The sequence below is a fragment of the Sphingomonas sp. SP6 genome (assembly GCF_058313435.1).
Window position 1 is genome coordinate 929,818 of record NZ_JBZFLG010000001.1, and the last position, 20,346, is coordinate 950,163.

Below are 20,346 nucleotides of genomic sequence, written 5' to 3' on the forward strand. Positions count from 1 at the left end.
GCATGACCGACACGACGATCGAACGCCCGCAGACGACGGCGGAGAGCGGCCCCTTCGTCCGCCCCGACGTGCGCGCCTTCCTGGATTACCTCAACAGCGTCCCCGGCCCGAAGACGCACGAGCTCGACACGGCCACGGCCCGTCAGATGTATCATGCGATGAAGGACGTGGCCGATCCCCCCGTCGGCGAGCTGGCCACCATCGTCGACCTCACCATCCCCGGGCCCGGCGGCGCGGTCAAAGCGCGGCTGTTCGACTGCCGGGCGACGCGCGAGCCCGGCCCGGTCGTCGTCTTCTACCACGGCGGCGGCTTCGTGATCGGCGACATCGACACCCACGCCAGCTTTACCGCCGAGATGTCGCGCCAGCTCGACCTGCCGGTCGTCTCGGTCAACTACCGCCTCGCGCCCGAGGCGAAATGGCCGGCGGCGCCCGACGATTGCGAGGCGGCGGCGCGCTGGGTCGCGTCCAACCCCGCGGACCTCGGCCGCACCGCGACCAGCCTGGTCCTCGCCGGTGACAGCGCGGGCGGCAATCTCGCCATCGTCACGGCGATGACGCTGCGCGACGATCCGGCCGCCGTCCCCGTGATCGCCCAGGCCCCGCTCTACCCCGCGGCCGACATGACCAAGGAATATCCGTCCTTCGGAGAGTTCGCGGACGGCTATCTGCTCACCCGCGACACGATGATCTGGTTCGCCGACCATTATCAGGCCGAGGCGACGCACGTGAAAGGGTCGCCGATGGTGGGCGACCTCGTCGGGCTGCCGCCCGCGGTGGTCGTCACCGCCAGCCTCGATCCGATCCGCGACCAAGGCCGCGCTTATGCGTCCGCGCTGATCCTCGCCGGGGTGCCGGTGACGTTCCGCGAGGCGGTGGGCAACGTCCACGGCTTCATCACGCTGCGCCAGGCGATCCCCTCGAGCCAGGGCGACGTCGCCGGCTATCTCGCCGCGCTCAAGGACGTCATCGTCGAGGCCGAAGGCGCGCGCGTGATGCGGCAGGCGGCGGGATGAGGATCGGTTGACGCCCCCTCGCCGTTGGTGTCTCGACTTGGCTCGACACGAACGGACGTTTGCATGACCGATCCCGCCACCCTCCCCTACCGCCCCTGTGCGGGGGTCATGCTGCTCAACCGCGAGGGCAAGGTCTTCGTCGGCCAGCGGATCGACAACACGCTGGAGGCGTGGCAGATGCCGCAGGGTGGGATCGACCCCGGCGAGGACCCTCGCGACGCCGCCGTGCGCGAACTCGGCGAGGAGACGGGGATCGCCCCCGAGCACCTCGAGCTGGTTGCCGAGGCTCCGCACGAGCTGACCTACGACCTTCCGCCCGAGCTGATCGGCAAGGTCTGGAAGGGCAAGTACCGGGGCCAGCGCCAGCGCTGGTTCCTCTACCGCTTCTCCGGCGAGGATGCCGACGTGACCATCGCGACCGAGCAACCGGAGTTCCGCGCCTGGCGCTGGGCGGACCCTGCGGACCTTCCGCACATCATCGTGCCGTTCAAGCGCGTGCTGTACGAGCAGGTGCTGGCGGCGTTCGCGGACCACCTGCGAGCCTGAGTCCTACGCCAGCTCCGCCCGCAGCCCCATCGCCTGCGCCAGCGCGACGTGGCGCTTGGCGACCGCTTCGCCGTAGAGCGCGCGATCGGCGCTGGGCAGATGCAGCCGCACCGCGCCGTCGGCGGCGCTGAGGCTCGATCGCTGGAGCGGGCCCGCGAGCCCGCCGCTCAGCCGTTGCCCCAACCGCATCGCCAAGCCCCAGCGCGTCGCCTGTGCGAGCCCGGCGGCGTCCGCCAGCCGGCCGATCGGCTCCGGACTGGTCGACGCTCCGCCCAGGCTCGTCCACAACGCCTGCGCGATCCGCGCCCGTCCGGCGGCGTCGATCGCGACCCAATTGCCGTGCAGCGCGATCTCGACCCCGCGCTCCGCCCGGAACTCCGGGTTCGCGCGCCAGCCGACGTCGGCCAGGTGGCAGGCCGCCTCGCGCAGCCGCGCCGCCTCGGGCGCGTCGCCCTCGAACAGCGGCGCGATCCACTCGTCCAGCAGCGTGCCATGTTCGGGAAACCGTCCGAAGCGTTCGCCCTCATTGCGCGTGGCGACGATCAGCGGGTCCTGGCTGCGCGTCGCCGGATCCAGCGCGCCGTAGAGCAACCCCTCGCGCAGGCCGTAAGCCGAGACGATCGTTCCGCCGGCCCGCAGCTCCTTGATCAGCACCGCAAGCAGCGCCGCCGCATCGGCGAGCGTCGGGATGCGTCCGGACGACAGCCCCGGCACGTCCTTCAGCCGTGCCTTCGCCATCTGCGGCACGGTCCGCGCGAGCCGTGCGACCGTGGCGGGCGGCAGCGCATATTGGTGGATGACGGGGAGCGGATAGCCGGTCGTCTCCATGTCGAGCCGCGCCAGTGCCCGCCACGATCCGCCCACCAGATACAGCGGCAACCCCTTGGCCCGGTCGGTCCACCCTGCGTCGGCGAGCAGCTGCGCGGTCGTCGCGGCGAGCCGGCTCGTCGTCCCGTCCCGCAGCGCGCCGAGCCGCAGCACGCCCAGTGGAAAGGACGCGCGATCGGTCACGGTGCCCGCGACGACGCGCACCAGCTCCAGGCTGCCCCCGCCCAGGTCGCCGACGATCCCGTCCGCGTCGGGGATGCCGGAGAGCACGCCGTATCCCGCCGCCGTCGCCTCCTGCTCGCCCGTCAGTAGCTCGACGGTGAGCCCGTTTTTGGCCGCGAGCGCGATCAGCTCTCCGCCGTTGCTAGCGTCGCGGACCGCGGCGGTGGCGACGGTCCGCACCTCGTCCGCGACCATCTCGCGCGCGACCCCGGCGAACCGCGCCAGCGCCGTCGCGGCGACCGTCATCGCCTCGGCGTCGATGGCGCCCGTCGCCGCGAAGCTGCGTCCCAGCCCGGCGAGCACCTTTTCGTTGAATAGGATCGCCGGCAGCCGCGGCGGCCCCTGATAGACCACGAGACGGATCGAGTTCGATCCGATGTCGATGATCGCAGTGCGCCGCTCGCTCAAGCGCCCCCATCCTCGTTCCGGTCCTTGGTCCGGCGCCGCAACGACAGGTGCGGCACCTCGACCCCGGCCTCCAGCGCCGCGCCGCGCCCGGAGAGCGACGGGTTGATCATAAAATAGCGGTGCAGGTTGAAGGGCTTGTCGCCCGGCTCGTCGCGGAGATAGCCGCCGTCGGGCTGAAGCTCCCAGCTCTGCTCGGTATCGAGCAGGTTGGCGACCATCACCTGATCCAGGATCTGGTCGTGAACCGTCTCGTTCTCGATCGGCAGCATGTACTCGACGCGCCGGTCGAAGTTGCGCGGCATCCAGTCCGCCGACGAGATGTAGACGACGGCATGGTCGCCCGGCAGCGCCTCGCCATTGCCGAACACTGCAATCCGGCTGTGCTCCAGGAAGCGCCCGATGATCGACTTGACCCGGATCCGCTCGGACATGCCGGGGACGCCAGGGCGCAGGCAGCAGATGCCGCGGATGACGAGGTCGATCTCGACCCCGGCAGCGCTCGCGTCATACAGCTTCTCGATGATCGCCGGATCGACCAGGCTGTTCATCTTGGCCCAGACCGCCGCGGGCTTGCCCTCCCGCGCGAACGCGATCTCGGCGTCGATCCGCGCCAGCAGCGTCTCGCGCAGGTTCCGCGGGGACAGGCTGACCAGCTCCATCCCCTGCGGCTCGACGTAGCCGGTGATGTAGTTGAACATCTTCGCCGCATCGCGCCCGGCGCGCGGATCGGCGGTGAAGAAACTCAGGTCGGTGTAGATCTTCGCGGTCACCGGATGATAATTACCGGTGCCGAAGTGGCAGTAGGTCTTGAACCCGTCCGCCTCGCGCCGCACCACCATCGCCACCTTCGCGTGGGTCTTCCAGTCGATGAACCCATAGACGACCTGGACGCCCGCGCGCTCCAGGGCCGCCGCCCAGTGCATGTTCTGCTCCTCGTCGAACCGGGCCTTGAGCTCGACGACCGCGGTCACGGACTTGCCCGCCTCCGCCGCGGCGATCAGCGCGTTGATGACGGCCGACTGTTTGCCCGCACGGTACAGCGTCTGCTTGATCGCGACCACGTCGGGGTCCGCCGCCGCCTGCTTGAGGAAGGCGAGCACCACGTCGAACGTCTCGTACGGATGGTGGACGACGATGTCCTTGGCCTTGATCGCCGCGAAACAATCGCCGTCGAACTCGCGGACGCGCTCGGGGAAGCGCGGGGTGTAGCTGGTGAACTTGAGGTCCGGCCGGTCCTCGTCAACCAGGGCGGACAGGTCGTCGATCCCGAGGAAGGCGCCCGATTCGGTGACGATCGCGTCACCGCCGAGCTCGTCGCGGAGCACCGACGACAGCGCCTCCGGCATCCCCGTCTCCAGCTCGAGCCTGATGACGCGACCGCGCCGCCGCCGCTTGATCGCGCGGGCGTAGGTGAGGACCAGGTCCTCCGCTTCCTCCTCGATCTCGATATCGCTGTCGCGCAGCACCCGGAACTCGGCGGCGCCGGTCACCGAATAGCCGGGGAACAGCATCCCCGAGAACCGCTTGAGCAGAGATTCGATCGCGACGTAGCGCGCCGTCTCCCCCGGCAGCCGGATGAACCGCGGGGTCGTGGCCGGCAGCATCACCAATTCGCGGATCGGCTCCTGGTCGGACAGGCGGACCAGGTCGAACATGACCGCCAGCCCCTTGTTCGGCATGAACGGGAACGGATGCGCGGGGTCGAGGGCCTGGGGGGTGAGGATGGGAAACCATTGCTCGCGGAAATGGGTCTCGAGCCAGGCTGAATCCTCAGTTCCCAACGCCGCTCCGATCGAGTGCGAGCCGAGGACGGTGATCCCCGCCTCCGCCAGCTCGCGCCTCAGCGTGTGCCACACCTCCTGCTGGCTCGCGAGCAGCCGGTCCGCCTCCGCGGTGATCGCCGCCAGCTGCTGATTCGGAGTGAGCCCGTCGGTCGATCGCTGCTCGACGTCCTGCATCTGCTGGCCCTTGAGCCCCGCGACCCGGACCATGAAGAACTCGTCGAGGTTCGATCCCGAGATCGACAGGAAGCGCACCCGTTCGAGCAGCGGGTGCGCGGGGTTGCACGCCTCCTCCAGCACCCGGCGGTTGAACGCGAGCCAGGACAGCTCGCGATTGAAGTAGCGCTCTCCGTCCGGGGCCGCGAACGGCTCCTCGTCGGTCAGCGTGCGCTGGATGTGGACGGGGGCGGTCACGGCGTTCCTTCGATCAGAGCGGCTTCGGTCAGCACTCGCCGCGCGAGCGGTACGGTGAGGCGGCGGCGCCCCGCGAGCACCACCTCATCGAGCACATCGACGGTTCTCATGACCGCGATATGACTCCGCTCGATCCGCGCGGCCAGCCAGGCGATCAGCTCCTCGCGCGCATCGAGCCCGCGACGGCCGAACTGCCGCCGCAGCAACGCCGCCACCAACGCATCGTCCGGAGGTCCGATCCGCGCGACCGGGCTCGCCGCCAGTCGCGAGCGCAGATCGGCAAGGCCGACCTGCCATTCGGGCGGGGGCGCATCGGCCACCAGCACCAGCGGCCGACGATCCGCCTGCGCCCGGTTCCAGGCGTGGAACAGCTCGGTCTCGGATCGCGACTCGGCGTCGTCGATCATCGCCCCGCCGGTCTTACCCACGAAGATCCGCGCGAGCAGACTGCGCCCCGACTTGCGCGGCCCGGCGAGGACGGCGGTCATCACCGGCCATGCCGCCCAATGCTCCAGGACATGGACGGCGCGGGCGTTCGATCCGGTCACCAGGAAATCATCGTCGCGCGGATCGGCGGGCCATTCCAGCGGCAGCGCGATCTGGCTGCTCATCGCCCCGACCGTTCGTGAACGCGAACGGACATGAACGGATCACCCGGCCGTCGCATTGTCGGCGGCGATATCCGGCGGGAGCAATTGAGGCGCGCGCCGGATGCGTAGCGTCGTCCCCGATCCGAACACCTGCCAGCCGCGCGCCTCCAGCGCCGCCTTGAACGCCTCGGGCGGACCGCCGTAGGTGACCGCCATCAGCGACACCCCGCCCAGCGCGAGGCTGCTCGTCGCCGCCGCCGATACCCCGGGGATCCCGCGCACCGCGCCTTCGGTGGCGTTGACCGCGCCCGCGCCCGGCGTGTCGAACTGGAGCGTGATCGCGACCGTCGCCACGCCCGCATCGCCGACGACCGCCTCGTCGGGAACGGCGTCGTCGGTCGGTGTCGCCTCGATCGCGGGCGGCGGCCGCAGTCCGGGATCGCGGCCGAGCAGCCCCTCGCGCTGCGCCTGCGCGAAGGCGACGTCCAGCCGCTTGACGCCGGCATCGAGCAGAGCGGGCAGGCCCGCCGCCGAGCCGACCTTCAGCGTGAACGATGTCAGCAGCGTGTTGTCGGGCCCGTGCCGCGCCTCGAACGTCGCGATCACGGGACCGCCGGGCCATTGCCGGGCGAGCCGAACCACGGGGATCAGCACGTCCGACGCGCCATATTGGTCCAGGATCGTCCGCCACCAGCCGCGCCCGGGCCGCTCCGCCTGGCCGACGTTGAGCAGCAGCCCGTCGGCCCCGGTGCCCGCCGGGCGGACATAGTCGATCTCGCTGTTGCCGGTGCGATAGCGCGCCCACGCTTCCTGCCAGCGCGTCCGCCCCTCGAACACCTGCCCCACCCCGCCCGACCATTCGATCGGCACGACCAGCATCGGGGCGGAGCGCTGGACAGCGTCCGCGACCCCCAGGATCGCGCCCGCGCGCGCCCGGTCGAACGACACGCCCAGCCGGGCGATGTACCGGGTCGGTCCGATCTGCTCGCTGCCGACGACGATCGCGGTGACGACCGAGTCGAGCGTGCCGTCGCTGACGAGCCCGACCCCCGCGCCGAGCCGCTGCGACAATTGCTGCCACGCCTTGCGCTGCGCGATCCGCCATCCGGCGTAGCGCGCGGCCTCCGGCGTCTTGGCGGACACGTCGACCAGGATGTTCGACACCTCATAGTCGCCGGTGTTCGCGATCGGCACCACCCCGCGATCGCCGCCTTCGATCTGGGCATAGACCGCGCCGGCCGTCGCGAGCGCGACGGCGGCGGCGGCGAGAAGGAGACGCGAACGCATGTGCCGGCGCTTCTGGCGAACCGGGCGTGGAAATCCAAGCGCGTTATGGGTAGTCGCAGTCCGATGACCGAGGACCCCCGCCGCAACCGCCCCTACACCTATGCCGACGCGGGGGTGTCGATCGCCGCGGGCAACGCACTCGTCCGCGCGATCGCCCCGCTGGCCCGCGCCACCCGGCGGAGCGGGGCGGACGCCGACCTCGGCGGCTTCGGCGGCATCTTCGACCTGAAGGCTGCGGGCTTCCTCGATCCCCTGCTCGTCGCCGCGAACGACGGCGTCGGCACCAAGCTGAGGCTCGCGATCGAATGGGACCGGCACGAGGGCGTCGGCGTCGATCTGGTCGCGATGTGCGCCAACGATCTGATCGTCCAGGGCGCCGAGCCTTTGTTCTTCCTCGACTATTACGCCAGCGGCAAGCTCGACGAGGGGATCGCGGAGCGCGTGATCGCCTCGATCGCGGAAGGTTGCCGTCAGGCGGGCTGCGCGCTGATCGGGGGAGAGACCGCGGAGATGCCGGGCATGTACGCCCCCGGCGACTACGACCTGGCCGGCTTCTGCGTCGGCGCGGTCGAGCGCGACCAGCTGCTGACCGGCGCGGAGATCGCGCCCGGCGACGTCGTCCTGGGCCTCGCCTCGACCGGGGTGCATTCGAACGGCTTCAGCCTCGTACGCCGCCTCGCCGCCGATCGCGGCTGGCGGCTCGACCGCCCGGCGGTGTTCGATCAGGATCGGCTGCTTATCGACACGCTGATGGCGCCGACCCGCATCTACGTCGCCAGCCTGCTGCCGCTGCTACGCGCCGGCCGGATCAAGGGCCTCGCGCACATCACCGGCGGCGGGCTGCTCGAGAACATCCCGCGCGTACTTCCCGGCGGCACCCACGCAACGATCGACGCCGACGCCTGGCCGCAGCCGCGGCTGATGGGCTTCCTCCAGGCGCAGGGCGCGATCGAGCCCGAGGAGATGGCGCGCACCTTCAACTGCGGGATCGGCATGGCGGTGGTGGTGAGCCTCGATCAAGCGGACGCCGTCGCCGAAGTGCTGGAGGAAGCGGGCGAGGAGGTGCACGCGATTGGGACGATCGAGGCGGGGCAGCGCGGCTGCACGGTGAGGGGCTCGATCGAGACGTGGAGCGCGAGGGCGGATTGGACGGCGACGCACCATGCTTGACACAATCCTCCCCGGCACGGGGAGGGGGACCATGAGCATTCAGCGAATGGTGGAGCGGGCTCTCCGCAGGCGGGATCGCCAGGGGAGAGCCCCCTCCGTTAGGCTGCGCCTGCCACCTCCCCATGCCGGGGAGGATCGATCATGACCTCCATCGCCGTCCTCCTCTCCGGCCGGGGCTCGAACATGGCCGCGCTGATCGATCAGGCGACAGGCTACCAGGTCGCCCTCGTCGCCTCCGACAAACCTGCCGCCCCCGGCCTCGCGCTTGCTCGCGAGCGCGGGATCGTCACCTTCACGCTCTCGCCCAAGGACGTCGGCAAGCCCGCCTACGAAGCCGCGCTCGACGCCGCCCTCCGCCACGCCCGGGTCGAGGCGATCGCGCTGGCCGGTTACATGCGCCTCCTCTCCGACGAATTCGTCGCGCGTTGGCGCGGGCGGATCGTCAACATCCACCCCTCGCTGCTCCCGAAGTACAAGGGGCTCGACCCCCACGCCCGCGCCATCGCCGCGGGCGACGCCGAGGCGGGCTGCTCGGTCCACCTCGTCACCGAGGAGCTCGACGGCGGCGCGGTGCTCGGTCAGGAGCGTGTGCCGATCGAACCCGGCGACACCGCCGAGACGCTCGCCGCGCGCGTCCTCGCCGCGGAGCATCGGCTCTACCCTCGCGTTCTCTCGGAATGGCTCGCACGATGACCCCAGACGAAGCCCTCGCCCGCATCCGCGAGATCGCGCTCGCGCTTCCCGAAGCCGCCGAGCGGCCGAGCCACGGCTCGCCCGGCTTCCACATCGAGAAGGGCCGGTTCTTCGCCTATTTCTGGCACAACCATCACGGCGACGGCGAGACGGTGGTGATCGTCAAGACCAGCGGCATCGAGGAACAGGCGATGCTGATCGAGCACGATCCCGACGCCTATTTCCGTCCGCCCTATCTGGGGCCGTCGGGCTGGGTGTCGATCCGCCTGAACCGCGACGACACCGACTGGAACCGCGTGGCCGATCGCATCGCGACCAGCTGGGAACTGGTCGCCCCGCAACGGTTGCTGGAGGCCGGAGGACGATGAGCGAGACTTCGGACCAGGCCCGCACCCGCCGCCGCTGGATCAGCCTCGCCGAGTTCGTCGCGGTCGCGGGCCTGCTCATCGGGGCGCTGGGACTGTATCTCAAATGGGCCGATTGGCGCGAGGACAGGACGGAGAAGGCGCGGGCCGAGGCGAATGAGAGCAAGACCAAGTCGACCGCCACCCTGACCGGCGCGGCGCAGCGCGGCGGCGATACGCTCGCGCTCACCGATGCCGCGCATACGCTGACCGAGGCGACCGTGCGGTTCCCGACCGCGCTCAAGGTCGCCGCGCACGACGCGATGCCCGGGCCGGCGATCCAGGCGAGCTGGTTCGCGCCCGCCCTTCTGGCCGCGACCGACAAGGGTCGCGACGAACAGACCGGTCGCTTGCCGGTGCTGATCACGGTCGGCTGGTGGGACGGCGACGCAAAGCGCACCTCGACGGCGCGGTACGACCTCTTGTGGAGCACCCACGGGCGGATGCTCCAGGGCCGCAAGGTGGATCTGACCGGGATCGCGCTGGCGGACCGCACCTCCTCGCCGGCGGCGCTCGACACGGCCTGGGCTCGGCGCAGGCGCGATTAGCGCGCCAAGGGGTCACACGTCGCGCGCGAACACCAGATCATCATGCCAGGTCTGCCCGACCAGGAACTTGCGGGTCCCGATCACCGCAAACCCCTGCTTGGCGTAGAAGCGCTGCGCCCGCGCGTTGCCGCCATAGACGCCCAGCAGCACGCGCCGCCGTCCGCGTGCGCGCGCGTCGTCGATCGCCCGCGCCATCAGTGCCGGTCCGAGCCCGCCCCCGTGCGTGGGCGCGAGCGCATAGATCCGCTTGAGCTCGATGTCCGCGTCCTGCGGCTCCACCGGCAAGTCGGGCGCGGTGAGCACGGTGTAGCCGAGGGGCGCTCCACCCGCCTCCGCTTCGGCGAGCACGACGACGCTGTCGAAGTCGCCGATCCAGCCGGAGAATTTGGTGGCGCTGCTGTTCGCGGCGCAGTGCGCCACGATGTCGCCGCCGTCGAGAACGCCCGCGAACGCCTCCAGGAAGGTCGCCGAGGCGACCAGCGAAAGCGCCGCAGCGTCGGCCGGAACCGCCTGCCGCAGCGCCCAACGCATCAGTCCGCCACCCGGTCGTGCCGGGCGCAGTCGTGGCAACGGCTGACGTCCGACCCCTCGACTTCGCGCGGGGCGAACGGAATAAGCATCAGCCGACGATCTCTTCCGGCTTGAAGAAATAGGCGATCTCGGTCGCCGCATTCTCGTCCGAGTCCGAGCCGTGAACCGTATTCGCCTCGATCGACTCGGCCAGTTCGGCGCGAATCGTCCCGGGCTCGGCGTTCGCCGGGTTGGTCGCGCCCATGATGTCGCGGTTGCGCTGCATGGCGTCCTCGCCCTCCAGCACCTGCACGACCACCGGCCCCGAGATCATGAACTCGACGAGCTCGCCGAAGAACGGCCGCTCCTTGTGGACCGCGTAGAAGCCCTCGGCCTGCTCGCGGGTCATCCGGATGCGCTTGGACGCGACGACGCGCAGGCCGGCCTCCTCCAGCATCTTGGTGACGGCGCCGGTCAGGTTGCGGCGCGTGGCATCGGGCTTGATGATCGAAAAGGTACGGGTCGCGGCCATGACGGTCACGGGCTCCTGTGCTGGAACTGCGGGAAACTGGCGCGCCCCTAGCCGCCACGAGCGGCGGAAGCAACTACGCCGCCTGCTGCCACCGTCCGGCGTCGTCCTGCTTCCAATACCGTCGCTCGACGCCCTCGCGCCCGGCCAGCCCCGTCCACGCCCGCCGCGCATCGAGGATGCGGTCCTCGTCGAAGAAGTGGAACGTGCGGTCGAACGCGAGCGCCTCGTCGCGCCACACGCCGTCGGCCAGCGCGACGTTGCGCGCGCCGTTCGCGGGCTCGACCGCCGTCGCCAGCAGCACCGGCTGCGCCGCGTCGTTCCCCTGCCCCGCCCGCGCGTGCGGCAGGAAGCTCTCGGCCGAGAAGGTCCAGAGCAGCCGGTCGAGCGCGGCCAGCCGCGCCTCGTCGTCGGCGACGATCAGCAGCCGCCCGCCGCCCTCCACCACCCGCGTCGCGATCTGCGGCAGCGCGCGCTCCAGCGGGGTCGCGGTCAGGTGGTAGAAGTCGACCTGCACCTACCCCTCGCGGTCGGCCACGAAGCGGTCGAGCACGCGCACGCCGTAGCCGGTCGCGCCTTTGGCCCAGGTCGGCCCGTCCTTGTCGCTCCACACCATGCCGGCGATGTCGAGGTGCGCCCACTTGGTTCCCTCCTCGACGTAGCGCTGGAGGAACTGCGCGGCGGTGATTGACCCCGCCCCGCGCGGCCCGACGTTCTTCATGTCGGCGATCTGGCTGTCGATGAGCTTGTTGTAGGCGTCGGCGAGCGGGAAGCGCCAGAGCTTGTCGCCGACCTCCTCCCCCGCCGTGATCAGCGCGGTCGCGAGGGCGTCGTCGTTCGCGAACAGCCCGCCGTATTCGTTGCCCAGGCTGACGATCATCGCGCCCGTCAGCGTCGCCAGATCGACGATGGTCTTCACCCCGTGCGTCCGCTGCACCCAGGTGATGCAGTCGCACAGCACCAGCCGCCCTTCGGCGTCGGTGTTGATGACCTCGATCGTCTGTCCCGACATCGAGGTGACGACGTCGCCTGGCCGCGTCGCCTGACCGTCGGGCATGTTCTCGACCAGCCCCATGACGCCGATCACGTTGGCCCTGGCCTTGCGGGTGGCGAGCGCCTTCATCGCGCCCGCGACCGCGCCCGCACCGCCCATGTCCCACTTCATGTCCTCCATGCCGGCGGCGGGCTTGATCGAGATGCCGCCGGTGTCGAACGTCACCCCCTTGCCGATCAGCGCGATCGGCTCGGCATCGCCGCCGCCGTTCCAGCGGAGCGCGAGCAGCCGCGCCTCGCGCCGCGACCCCTGGCTGACGCTCAGCAGCGAACCCATGCCGAGGTCCTGCATCGCCGGCTCGTCGAGCACGGTCACCTCGAGGCCGAGGCCCTCGACGCTCTTCGTCACCATCTCGACGAAGCTCTCGGGGTAGAGGAGGTTCGCCGGCAGCGTCACCAGCGTGCGGGTGAGGTCGAGGCCGGCAGTCACGGCCGCCAGCTTCTCCCAGGCGGCGTCGGTCCCGTCGGGCGCGCCGGCGATCGTCACCGTCGCCAGCGTCGGCTTCTGCTTGTCGGTCAGCTTGGTCTTGAGCGCGTCGTACCGCCAGCCGCGCTGGAGCGCTCCCGCGGCGAGCCGCGCCGCCGCGTCGGCGCTCGCGTCCGCGCCCGTGAGGTCGATCGTCACGGCCGTCGCGCCCGAGAGCAGCAGCCGCGCGGTCAGCGCCCCGCCGGCCTTCTCCCAGGCGGCGCCATCGCCGTCGCCCACACCGATCAGCACCAGCCGCTTGCCGGGCACGAACACGTCCGCGACCGAACCGGAGTCTCCCTCGAACCGCTGCCCGGCGACGGCGGCGGCGACCAGCGCCTGTGTCGAAGCGTCCAGACCGGCGGTGGCCGGCGCGGCGCCCTTGCGGACCGGCACCGCGATCACCGCGGCGTCGGCGGCGGGCGAGGTCTGAAAGTCGATGTTCATGCGTCACGGTCCTAATGAGATCCCCTTCGCTCTAGGCCCGTCCCGGCCGCCGGGTAAAGCCGGGCTTCATGTCCTCGCCGCGATGCGATAGGCGCACACGCAGGACATCGCGGTCGCGCGGTGAAAAGGGTTCGACGACGATCGTGACGCGCTTCCATCTGTTGGCGACCTGCGCCGGGCCGCTGCTGCTGCTCGCGACGACCCCGGCGCGGGCGCAGCAGCTCGGCGACCGGGCCGAGCCGCCGCCCGCCGCCGCCGAGGCTCCGGCGCCCGCGGGCGACGATCAGATCGGCTTCAGCGCGAACACGCTGGAATATGACACCAACGCCGACGTCGTCACCGCCAAGGGCGAGGTCCGGATGGCGCGTCAGAGCGAACGGCTGCGGGCGGACACGGTGGTGTGGAACCGCAACACCGGAAAGGTCACCGCGCGCGGCGATGTCGCGGTGACCAACGCGAATGGCGACATCGCCTATGGCGATTCGGTCGAGCTCACCGACACGCTCAAGGGCGGCGTCGTCGACAACATGCTGATCGTGCTGAAGCGCGGCGGCCGGATCGCCGCGGAGCGCGGGACGCGGCAGGAGAATGGCGACGCGACGCTGGTCGACGCGGCCTACACCGCCTGCCCGGTCGTCGATTTGGCCAACTGCCCCAAGGAGCCGTCGTGGAAGATCACCGCCGTCCGGGTCACCTACCGGCCGGAGCGCAACCGCATCTATTATGCGGGCGCGCGTTTCCATCTGTTCGGGCTGCCCGCGGTACCGCTTCCCAGCTTCTCGCACAGCTTCGACGGCGCGAACGACAGCGGGCTGCTCCAGCCGACGATCCGGATCAACCGGGTCAACGGCTTCGAAGTCGCGATCCCCTATTATCTCGCGCTCGGCAAAGACCAAGGCCTGACGATCACTCCGCATGTCTTCACCGACGTGCTGCCGATGCTCCAGGCGAATTATCGCTCGCTGAGCGCCAAGGGCGCGTACACGATCACCGGCTACGGCACGGTCAGCCGCCGCAGCGACGACCTCAATTCGGACACGTCGGACACCAGCGAGGCGTTCCGGGGCTATCTCGACGGGGTCGGTCGCTTCCAGCTCACCCCCGAGTGGAGCCTGTCGGGATCGCTCCGCCTGACGACGGACCGCACCTTCCTGCGCCGCTACGACATCAGCAACGACGACCGGCTGCGAACCACCGCCGCGCTCGAGCGGATCGACGCCGACAGTTACCTGTCGCTGGCGGGCTGGGCGGTGCAGACGCTCCGGGTCGACGATCGGCAGGGGATGCAGCCGGTCGCCCTTCCGGAGTTCGACTATCGACGGATCTTTCGGGATGCCTTGCTCGGCGGCAACATCCAGGTCCAGGCGAACACGCTCGCCCTTTCGCGCAGCGACGGGCAGGACACCCAGCGCGCCTTCGCGAGCCTGCGCTGGGACCTCACCCGGCTGACCCGGTGGGGGCAGGAGGTGACGCTGACGGCCTACGGCCGGGTGGACGCCTACAACACCGCCGACACGCTCTCGACCGCGACGCCGCTCTACCGCGGACTCGACGGCTTCCGGGGGCGGGCGATCGGGGCGCTGGCGGCGGACGTGAAATGGCCGTTCGTCGGCGAGCTCTTCGGCGGCACCCAGCGGCTGACCCCGCGGCTCCAGATCGTTGCCTCGCCCAAGACGGCCAACCTCGCGATCCCGAACGAGGACGCGCGCGCCGTGGACCTCGAGGATTCCAATCTGTTCGCGCTCAACCGCTTCCCCGGATACGATCGGTGGGAGGATTCGAGCCGCGTCACCTACGGCGCGGAATGGGCGCTGACCCTGCCCGGCGTGACGATCAACACCGTGGTCGGGCAGAGCTACCGGCTGGACGAGCGCCCCTCCATCCTGCCGCCCGGCACCGGCCTGTCGGACCGCTTCTCCGACATCGTCGGGAGGACCGAGATCCGCTACGACGATTTCGTCTCGCTGATCCACCGCTACCGGCTCGACAAGGACGATCTGGCGATCCGGCGGAACGAGGTCGACGCGACGGTCGGTTCGCGGTCGACCTACGTTCTGGCGGGCTACCTGCGCCTGAACCGGAACATCTTCGATCTGGAGGATCTGCAGGACCGCGAGGAGATCCGCCTCGCCGGTCGGGTTCAGATCTCGCGCTTCTGGTCCGCGTTCGCCTCGACGATCGTCGATCTGACCGACCGGAACGAGGACACGCTGCTGGTCGCGGACGGCTTCGATCCCCTGCGCCACCGGATCGGCGTGCAATATGAGGACGACTGCCTGACGCTCGGCTTCACGTTCAAGCGGGATTATCAGAATGTCGGGGACGCGAAGGCGGGCAACAGCTATCTGCTGACGCTGGCGTTCAAGAATCTGGGGCGCTAAGCGGCGGTTCAGCCAAGTTTCGCCACATCGCGGCGCTAGTCGCCCAGTTCAGGGCAAGAGGATTCCACCAGACGTGAAGGCAGTGATCGGCAAGCGCGCGGTGCGCCATGCGATGATGGGCGCGATCCTCGCGGCAGCGACGGCGACGATGACGCCGGCGCAGGACCGTACGGTGCGCGACGGCGACGTGCCGGAGACCAACCTCGACATCCCGCAGAACCTTCAGATCTTCGGCAAGGTCGACCCGAACGTCCGCAAGGCCACCGCGATCGTCAACGACAGCGTGATCACCGCGACCGACGTCGACCAGCGCATGGCGCTGATCCTCGCCGCCAACAGCATCACGCCGACCAAGGAGGACCTCGAGCGGCTCCGGTTGCAGGTGCTGCGCCAGCTGATCGACGAGACGCTTCAGATCCAGCAGGCGAAGACCGCGGACATCACGATCGCCGCGGACGAGCTGGACCAGAGCTTTGCTCGGGTCGCGAACAACTTCAAGATGACGCCGGCGCAATTCCGGACCTATTTGCGCGACAAGGGCTCGTCCGAGCGCTCGATTCGTCGCCAGATCGAAGGCGAACTCGCCTGGCAGCGGTACCTGCGCCGTCGCATCGAGCCGCTCGTCAATGTCGGCGACGAGGAGGTGAAGGCGATCATCGACCGGATCCAGCAGGCGAAGGGCACCGAGGAATACCACCTCAGCGAGATCTATCTCGCCGCCACCCCGGACCGCGCCGACCAGGTCTTCGCCCAGGCGCGCCAGATCCTCCAGCAGGTGCAGCAGGGCAAGGCGCCGTTCGCCTATTTCGCCCGCAACTTCTCCGAGGCGTCGACGAAGGCGACCGGCGGCGATCTCGATTGGGTCCGGCTCGCGACCCTGCCCGATGCGCTCGCGAATGCGGTGCGCGAGATGCAGGTCGGTCAGGTCGCGGGGCCGATCCCGCTGCCGGGCGGCTTCTCGATCCTCTACCTCCAGGACAAGCGCCAGGTGCTGATGGCGGACCCGCGCGACGCGAAGCTCAGCCTCAAGCAGATCACGGTGAACTTCCGCGCCGGGGTGAGCCAGGCGGAGGCGACGTCGCGGACCGCGGATTTCGCCAACGCGCTGAAGTCGCTCCAGGGCTGCGGTTCGGTCGAGAAGGTCGCGGCGGGGCTGGGCGCCGAAGTCGTCTCGAACGACACGATCACGATCCGCCAGCTGCCCGCCCCCCTCCAGACGATCATGCTGAAGCTCCAGGTCGGCGAGGCGACGCCGCCGTTCGGCTCGCCGGGCGAGGGCGTGCGCGCGCTGGTGTTGTGCGGGCGCGACGATCCGCAGACGGGCGCATTGCCGAGCGCGGATCAGATCCAGGGTCAGCTCGAACAGGAGCGGGTGAACCTGCGCGCCCAGACCGCGCTGCGCGATCTGCGGCGCGACGCGGTCATCGAGTATCGCTGAGCGCATGTCGCCGCTGGTGGTGTCGATCGGCGATCCGGCGGGGATCGGCCCCGAGATCATCGCCAAGGCATGGGGCGCGCGGGAGGTCCATTCGCTTTGGCCGTTCCTTGCGATCGGCGATGCACGCGCGATCGAGCGGGTGTGGAGCGGGCCGATCGAGCGCGTCGACACCCTCGCCGGGGCCGCCGAGGCGTTCGGACGCGCACTGCCGATCCTGCATGTCGAGGACGCGGGCGAGATCACGCCGGGTCGGCCCGATCTCGACGGCGCGCGCGCCGCGCTCCATGCGCTGGAGATCGCGGTCGGACTGGCGCGATCGGGCGCATCGCCCGCGCTGGTGACGGCGCCGGTCTCCAAGGCGCAGCTCTACGACATCGGCTTCACGCATCCCGGGCAGACCGAGTTCGTGGCCGAACGCTGCGGGATCGCGCCCGAGAATGCGGTGATGCTGCTCGCCGGGCCGACCCTGAAGGTCGTACCGATCACGACCCACGTCCCGCTCGCCAGCGTCTCCGGGCTGCTGACGATCGACCTGCTCGTGGCAAAGGGCCATGCAACGGCGCGGGGGCTTCGCAAGAACTTCGGGATCGCCGAGCCGCGGCTCGCCTTCGCAGGGCTCAACCCGCACGCGGGCGAGGGCGGCGCGATCGGGCGCGAGGAGATCGACGTGATCGCACCCGCCGTCGCGCAGCTTCGCGACGAGGGCGTCGATGCCGCCGGTCCCTTCGCCGCGGACACGATGTTCCATCCGCGCGCGCGCGCCGGGTACGATGTGGCGATGTGCGCCTATCACGATCAGGCGCTGGTGCCGATAAAGACGCTGCACTTCGACGAAGGCGTCAACATGACGCTGGGGCTGCCGATCGTCCGGACTTCACCCGATCACGGCACCGCCTTCGCGATCGCGGGGCAGGACCTCGCCGAGCCGGGAGCGATGATCGCGGCGATCCGGATGGCGGGCGAGGCCGCGCGCCAGCGCAGCGCCGCCGCGGTCGAGTGATCGAACCCGCCTTCCCGCTGCCGCCCCTCCGCGAGGTCATCGCCAGCCACGGGCTCGCGGCGTCCAAGGCGTTGGGGCAGAACTTCCTGTTCGATGCGCAACTGCTTGCCCGCATCGCGGCGCTTCCGGGCGATCTCTTGGAGCAGGAGGTGCTGGAGATCGGGCCGGGCCCCGGAGGACTGACGCGCGCGCTGCTCGCCGCGGGAGCGCGGGTGACCGCGATCGAGCGCGACCGGCGCTGCATTCCGGCGCTGGGCGAACTGGCGGAGGCATTCCCTGGACGGTTGCGGGTGATCGAAGGCGACGCGCTGGAGATCGATCACGCGGGGCTGTTCGACGGGGCGGCGCATATCGTCTCGAACCTGCCGTACAATGTCGGCACCGCGCTCCTGGTGCGATGGCTGTCCGCGCCATGGACGCCGTGGTGGCGGAGCCTCACGTTGATGTTCCAGCGTGAGGTGGCGGATCGGATCGTCGCACCGCCCGGCGGCTCGGCCTATGGACGGCTGGCGGTGCTGGCGCAGTGGCGGAGCAAGGCGCGGATCGCGATGCCGGTCCACCGATCCGCCTTCACGCCGCCCCCCAAGGTGATGTCGGCGGTCGTGGCGATCGTGCCGGACGAGGCACCTGCGGGGGTCGATCTGCGCGCGTTGGAGCGGCTGACGGCGGCGGGATTCGGGCAAAGACGCAAGATGCTGCGGCAGAGCCTGCGAGGCGTCGCGGGAGCGGCGGCGGCGATGGATGGTGTCGGCATCGACCCGACCCGGCGGGCGGAAACGGTCAGCGTCGCCGAATGGTGCGAACTGGCGCGCTATTCGGCGGCGGAGACGGGCCTGGGCTTGGCCACCTGAGCGGTCGCGATCGGCGGACCCTTGGCGATCGACGCCGCGAGCGTGGTGGCGGGCGCGCAGGCGCCGCGGCAGAGCGCCTTGATCTTCGCCAGATTCGCCCGCGCCTGCTCGATCGCGCCCTTCTGGACCAGCGCACTTCCCTGCGCGCCCAGCGTCTCGACGTCGCCCGGAACGAGCGCCAGCGCCTCGCGATAATAACGGATCGCCTTGCCCGGCAGGCCGCGCGCCGCCGAGACCTCGCCCAGCAGCACGAAGGCGCGGTCGTTCGCCGGGTCGACCGCGACCGCGCTCTCGAGCAGGTCCGCCGCCGCATCGAGCTGCCCCGCCGCGCGCGCGGCCTTGGCCTGGGCCACCAGCTGCGCGGACTTCGGATCGACCGGCGCGCGGGTCACCTGTCCCGACAACGAGGTCGAGATGGACAGCAGCGCCAGCGAAGCGGCGAAGGCGACACTGGTGAAACGCATGATCGGCTCCAGCTTCGGCACGATCTCAGACGGCTAGCACGACCGCACGAGGCGCGCGACGAAAAAACCGTCGGTTGCGTCGTGACCGGGGGTGAGGCGGACGCCGGCGCCGTGGGGGCGACCCGCGGGTAAATCGAGCGGCGTCGCCTTCCAGTCACGATGTGCGGTAAGGAAGCGCGAGACCTGCGCCGCGCCTTCGTCGTCGAGCAGCGAGCAGACGATATAGACCAGCGCGCCGCCCGGCTTCACCAGACGCGCACCGATCGCCATCACCCGGCGCTGCGTTTCCGCCAGGCGCTCGAGCCGATCGGGGGTGAGTCGCCAGCGCGCCTCCGGGTTGCGCCGCCAGGTGCCCGTGCCCGAACACGGGGCGTCGATCAGGACGACATCGGCGCTGCCGGCTTCATCGGCCAGGATCCTCGACTCCTCGCCGGGATCCAGCAGCCTGATCTCGACGATCGAGACGCCGGCACGCTCGGCGCGGGGCGGCAGCCGTTGGAGCCGGGTGCGGTCGGTGTCGGTCGCGAGGATGCGGCCCTCGTTCGCCATCGCGGCGGCGAGCGCGAGCGTCTTGCCGCCGCCGCCGGCGCACAGATCGACCACGCGCATCCCCGGCCGGGCTTTTGCGGCGAGCGTGACGATCTGGCTGCCCGCGTCCTGCACCTCGACGAAGCCCGCGAGACCGGAGACGTCGCTCCCGGCGGGGAGGCGAAGACCGGCGGCAAGGCCGGAGATCGGCTCTGCGCCGTCGATCCGGGCGACGACGTCTTCGGGCGCACCCTGGAGTCGGTTGACCCGGATATCCAGCGGGGCGCGACCGATGAGCGCGCCGATCTCGTCATGATCGAGCGCGGAGTCCTTGAGCCGCTTGACCAGCCAGGCGGGGGCGACGCCGCGCTTGGCGGCCGGCTCGTCGACGGCGATCGCGGCGGGGCCGTGCGGCGAGCCGTCGAAGGTGGCGCTCAGCGCCTCGTCGTTCGCGGCGAGGCCGAGCAGTGCGGCGCGGCCGCTCGCGGGCCGCTCGCCCGCCTGCCGGATCGCGGCGTAGACGAGCTCGCGGACGGCGCGGCGGTCCTTCGACCCGGCGTAGCGGCGCTCGGCGAAGTAGCGGGCGATCAGCGTATCCGCCGAAGCTCCGCCTTCGCGTGCGGCGGTGACGATCCTGTCGAGAAGCTCGATGGCGGCCTGGGTGCGGGCGGCTGGGGTCATGAGGCGGTCCGAAAAGTCGCGAAAATGGTGCCCAGACCGGTCTACCCTGACGCATGGGGCGCGAACATCATGCCCGCGAGCTGCGATGCAG

General features: G+C 70.5%; 20 protein-coding genes. 10 read left to right on the top strand and 10 right to left on the bottom strand.

Translation table 11 applies throughout. The features are described from left to right. The first annotated feature begins 2 nt into the window (after nucleotides 1-2). On the top strand, nucleotides 3-1,016 hold the full coding sequence (locus tag AC4GYY_RS04585) for an alpha/beta hydrolase (RefSeq protein ID WP_491119038.1): 1,014 nt from the start codon (nucleotides 3-5) through the stop codon (nucleotides 1,014-1,016). A 63-nt stretch (nucleotides 1,017-1,079) separates the two neighbouring features. Continuing rightward, the gene (locus AC4GYY_RS04590; protein WP_491119039.1) at nucleotides 1,080-1,562 is read left to right on the top strand and encodes an RNA pyrophosphohydrolase; all 483 of its coding nucleotides are present in this window, start codon (nucleotides 1,080-1,082) and stop codon (nucleotides 1,560-1,562) included. Between the two features lie 3 nt (nucleotides 1,563-1,565). Here AC4GYY_RS04590 and AC4GYY_RS04595 read toward each other — a convergent pair whose 3' ends face one another. Genes AC4GYY_RS04595 through AC4GYY_RS04610 form a run of 4 tightly spaced genes read right to left on the bottom strand, consistent with a single transcriptional unit; the run spans nucleotide 1,566 to nucleotide 7,092 of the window. Next, entirely contained in the window at nucleotides 1,566-3,020 is a 1,455-nt protein-coding gene (locus AC4GYY_RS04595) for a Ppx/GppA phosphatase family protein (RefSeq protein WP_491119040.1), read from the bottom strand. Continuing rightward, a complete protein-coding gene (locus tag AC4GYY_RS04600; RefSeq protein WP_491119041.1) occupies nucleotides 3,017-5,215 on the bottom strand; it encodes an RNA degradosome polyphosphate kinase in 2,199 nt (732 codons plus the stop codon). The genes AC4GYY_RS04595 and AC4GYY_RS04600 overlap by 4 nt, the downstream gene beginning before the upstream one ends. Then, on the bottom strand, nucleotides 5,212-5,826 hold the full coding sequence (locus AC4GYY_RS04605; RefSeq protein WP_491119042.1) for an HdaA/DnaA family protein: 615 nt from the start codon (nucleotides 5,824-5,826) through the stop codon (nucleotides 5,212-5,214). The genes AC4GYY_RS04600 and AC4GYY_RS04605 overlap by 4 nt, the downstream gene beginning before the upstream one ends. Nucleotides 5,827-5,865: 39 nt before the next feature. Continuing rightward, the gene (locus tag AC4GYY_RS04610) at nucleotides 5,866-7,092 is read right to left on the bottom strand and encodes a heavy-metal-associated domain-containing protein (RefSeq protein ID WP_491119043.1); all 1,227 of its coding nucleotides are present in this window, start codon (nucleotides 7,090-7,092) and stop codon (nucleotides 5,866-5,868) included. A gap of 63 nt (nucleotides 7,093-7,155) precedes the next feature. Here AC4GYY_RS04610 and purM point away from each other — a divergent pair, with 63 nt between their 5' ends. The 4 genes from purM to AC4GYY_RS04630 all read left to right on the top strand — a co-directional run bounded on the left by purM (nucleotide 7,156) and on the right by AC4GYY_RS04630 (nucleotide 9,907). Next, nucleotides 7,156-8,262, top strand: a complete 1,107-nt coding sequence (purM, locus tag AC4GYY_RS04615) for a phosphoribosylformylglycinamidine cyclo-ligase (RefSeq protein ID WP_491119044.1) — start codon at nucleotides 7,156-7,158, stop codon at nucleotides 8,260-8,262. A 141-nt stretch (nucleotides 8,263-8,403) separates the two neighbouring features. After that, a complete protein-coding gene (purN, locus tag AC4GYY_RS04620) occupies nucleotides 8,404-8,955 on the top strand; it encodes a phosphoribosylglycinamide formyltransferase (protein ID WP_491119045.1) in 552 nt (183 codons plus the stop codon). After that, the gene (locus AC4GYY_RS04625; RefSeq protein WP_491119046.1) at nucleotides 8,952-9,323 is read left to right on the top strand and encodes an MmcQ/YjbR family DNA-binding protein; all 372 of its coding nucleotides are present in this window, start codon (nucleotides 8,952-8,954) and stop codon (nucleotides 9,321-9,323) included. Before purN ends, AC4GYY_RS04625 begins: the two co-directional genes overlap by 4 nt. Continuing rightward, nucleotides 9,320-9,907 carry a hypothetical protein gene (locus AC4GYY_RS04630; protein ID WP_491119047.1) on the top strand — a complete coding sequence of 196 codons (588 nt, stop codon included), beginning with the start codon at nucleotides 9,320-9,322 and terminating at the stop codon, nucleotides 9,905-9,907. Before AC4GYY_RS04625 ends, AC4GYY_RS04630 begins: the two co-directional genes overlap by 4 nt. A gap of 12 nt (nucleotides 9,908-9,919) precedes the next feature. Here AC4GYY_RS04630 and AC4GYY_RS04635 read toward each other — a convergent pair whose 3' ends face one another. From AC4GYY_RS04635 to AC4GYY_RS04650, 4 genes are all read right to left on the bottom strand, one after another. Further along, nucleotides 9,920-10,438: a GNAT family N-acetyltransferase gene (locus AC4GYY_RS04635; RefSeq protein WP_491119048.1), complete on the bottom strand. Its 519-nt coding sequence runs from the start codon at nucleotides 10,436-10,438 to the stop codon at nucleotides 9,920-9,922. Nucleotides 10,439-10,526: 88 nt separating this feature from the next. Next, nucleotides 10,527-10,949, bottom strand: a complete 423-nt coding sequence (gene ndk / locus AC4GYY_RS04640) for a nucleoside-diphosphate kinase (protein WP_491119298.1) — start codon at nucleotides 10,947-10,949, stop codon at nucleotides 10,527-10,529. 73 nt (nucleotides 10,950-11,022) lie between these two features. Then, on the bottom strand, nucleotides 11,023-11,463 hold the full coding sequence (locus AC4GYY_RS04645) for a DNA polymerase III subunit chi (RefSeq protein WP_491119049.1): 441 nt from the start codon (nucleotides 11,461-11,463) through the stop codon (nucleotides 11,023-11,025). Next, nucleotides 11,464-12,912, bottom strand: coding sequence for a leucyl aminopeptidase (locus AC4GYY_RS04650; RefSeq protein ID WP_491119050.1), 1,449 nt, complete (start codon nucleotides 12,910-12,912; stop codon nucleotides 11,464-11,466). A gap of 143 nt (nucleotides 12,913-13,055) precedes the next feature. On the opposite strand from AC4GYY_RS04650, the gene AC4GYY_RS04655 reads away from it, so the two are divergent. The 4 genes from AC4GYY_RS04655 to rsmA all read left to right on the top strand — a co-directional run bounded on the left by AC4GYY_RS04655 (nucleotide 13,056) and on the right by rsmA (nucleotide 18,582). After that, nucleotides 13,056-15,293, top strand: coding sequence for an LPS-assembly protein LptD (locus AC4GYY_RS04655; protein ID WP_491119051.1), 2,238 nt, complete (start codon nucleotides 13,056-13,058; stop codon nucleotides 15,291-15,293). 115 nt (nucleotides 15,294-15,408) lie between these two features. After that, nucleotides 15,409-16,731 (top strand): peptidylprolyl isomerase, encoded by a 1,323-nt coding sequence (locus AC4GYY_RS04660; RefSeq protein WP_491119299.1) that lies wholly within the window; start codon nucleotides 15,409-15,411, stop codon nucleotides 16,729-16,731. A 4-nt stretch (nucleotides 16,732-16,735) separates the two neighbouring features. Continuing rightward, on the top strand, nucleotides 16,736-17,731 hold the full coding sequence (gene pdxA / locus AC4GYY_RS04665; protein WP_491119052.1) for a 4-hydroxythreonine-4-phosphate dehydrogenase PdxA: 996 nt from the start codon (nucleotides 16,736-16,738) through the stop codon (nucleotides 17,729-17,731). Beyond that, nucleotides 17,731-18,582 (top strand): 16S rRNA (adenine(1518)-N(6)/adenine(1519)-N(6))-dimethyltransferase RsmA, encoded by an 852-nt coding sequence (gene rsmA, locus AC4GYY_RS04670; RefSeq protein ID WP_491119300.1) that lies wholly within the window; start codon nucleotides 17,731-17,733, stop codon nucleotides 18,580-18,582. Before pdxA ends, rsmA begins: the two co-directional genes overlap by 1 nt. On the opposite strand, the gene AC4GYY_RS04675 is transcribed toward rsmA, so the two are convergent. Together AC4GYY_RS04675 and AC4GYY_RS04680 are read right to left on the bottom strand one after the other, a co-directional pair. Then, the gene (locus tag AC4GYY_RS04675; RefSeq protein WP_491119053.1) at nucleotides 18,543-19,046 is read right to left on the bottom strand and encodes a tetratricopeptide repeat protein; all 504 of its coding nucleotides are present in this window, start codon (nucleotides 19,044-19,046) and stop codon (nucleotides 18,543-18,545) included. The two genes, rsmA and AC4GYY_RS04675, sit on opposite strands and share 40 nt — an antisense overlap. A 33-nt stretch (nucleotides 19,047-19,079) precedes the next feature. Then, a complete protein-coding gene (locus AC4GYY_RS04680; protein ID WP_491119054.1) occupies nucleotides 19,080-20,255 on the bottom strand; it encodes an RsmB/NOP family class I SAM-dependent RNA methyltransferase in 1,176 nt (391 codons plus the stop codon). Between the last annotated feature and the right edge of the window lie 91 nt (nucleotides 20,256-20,346).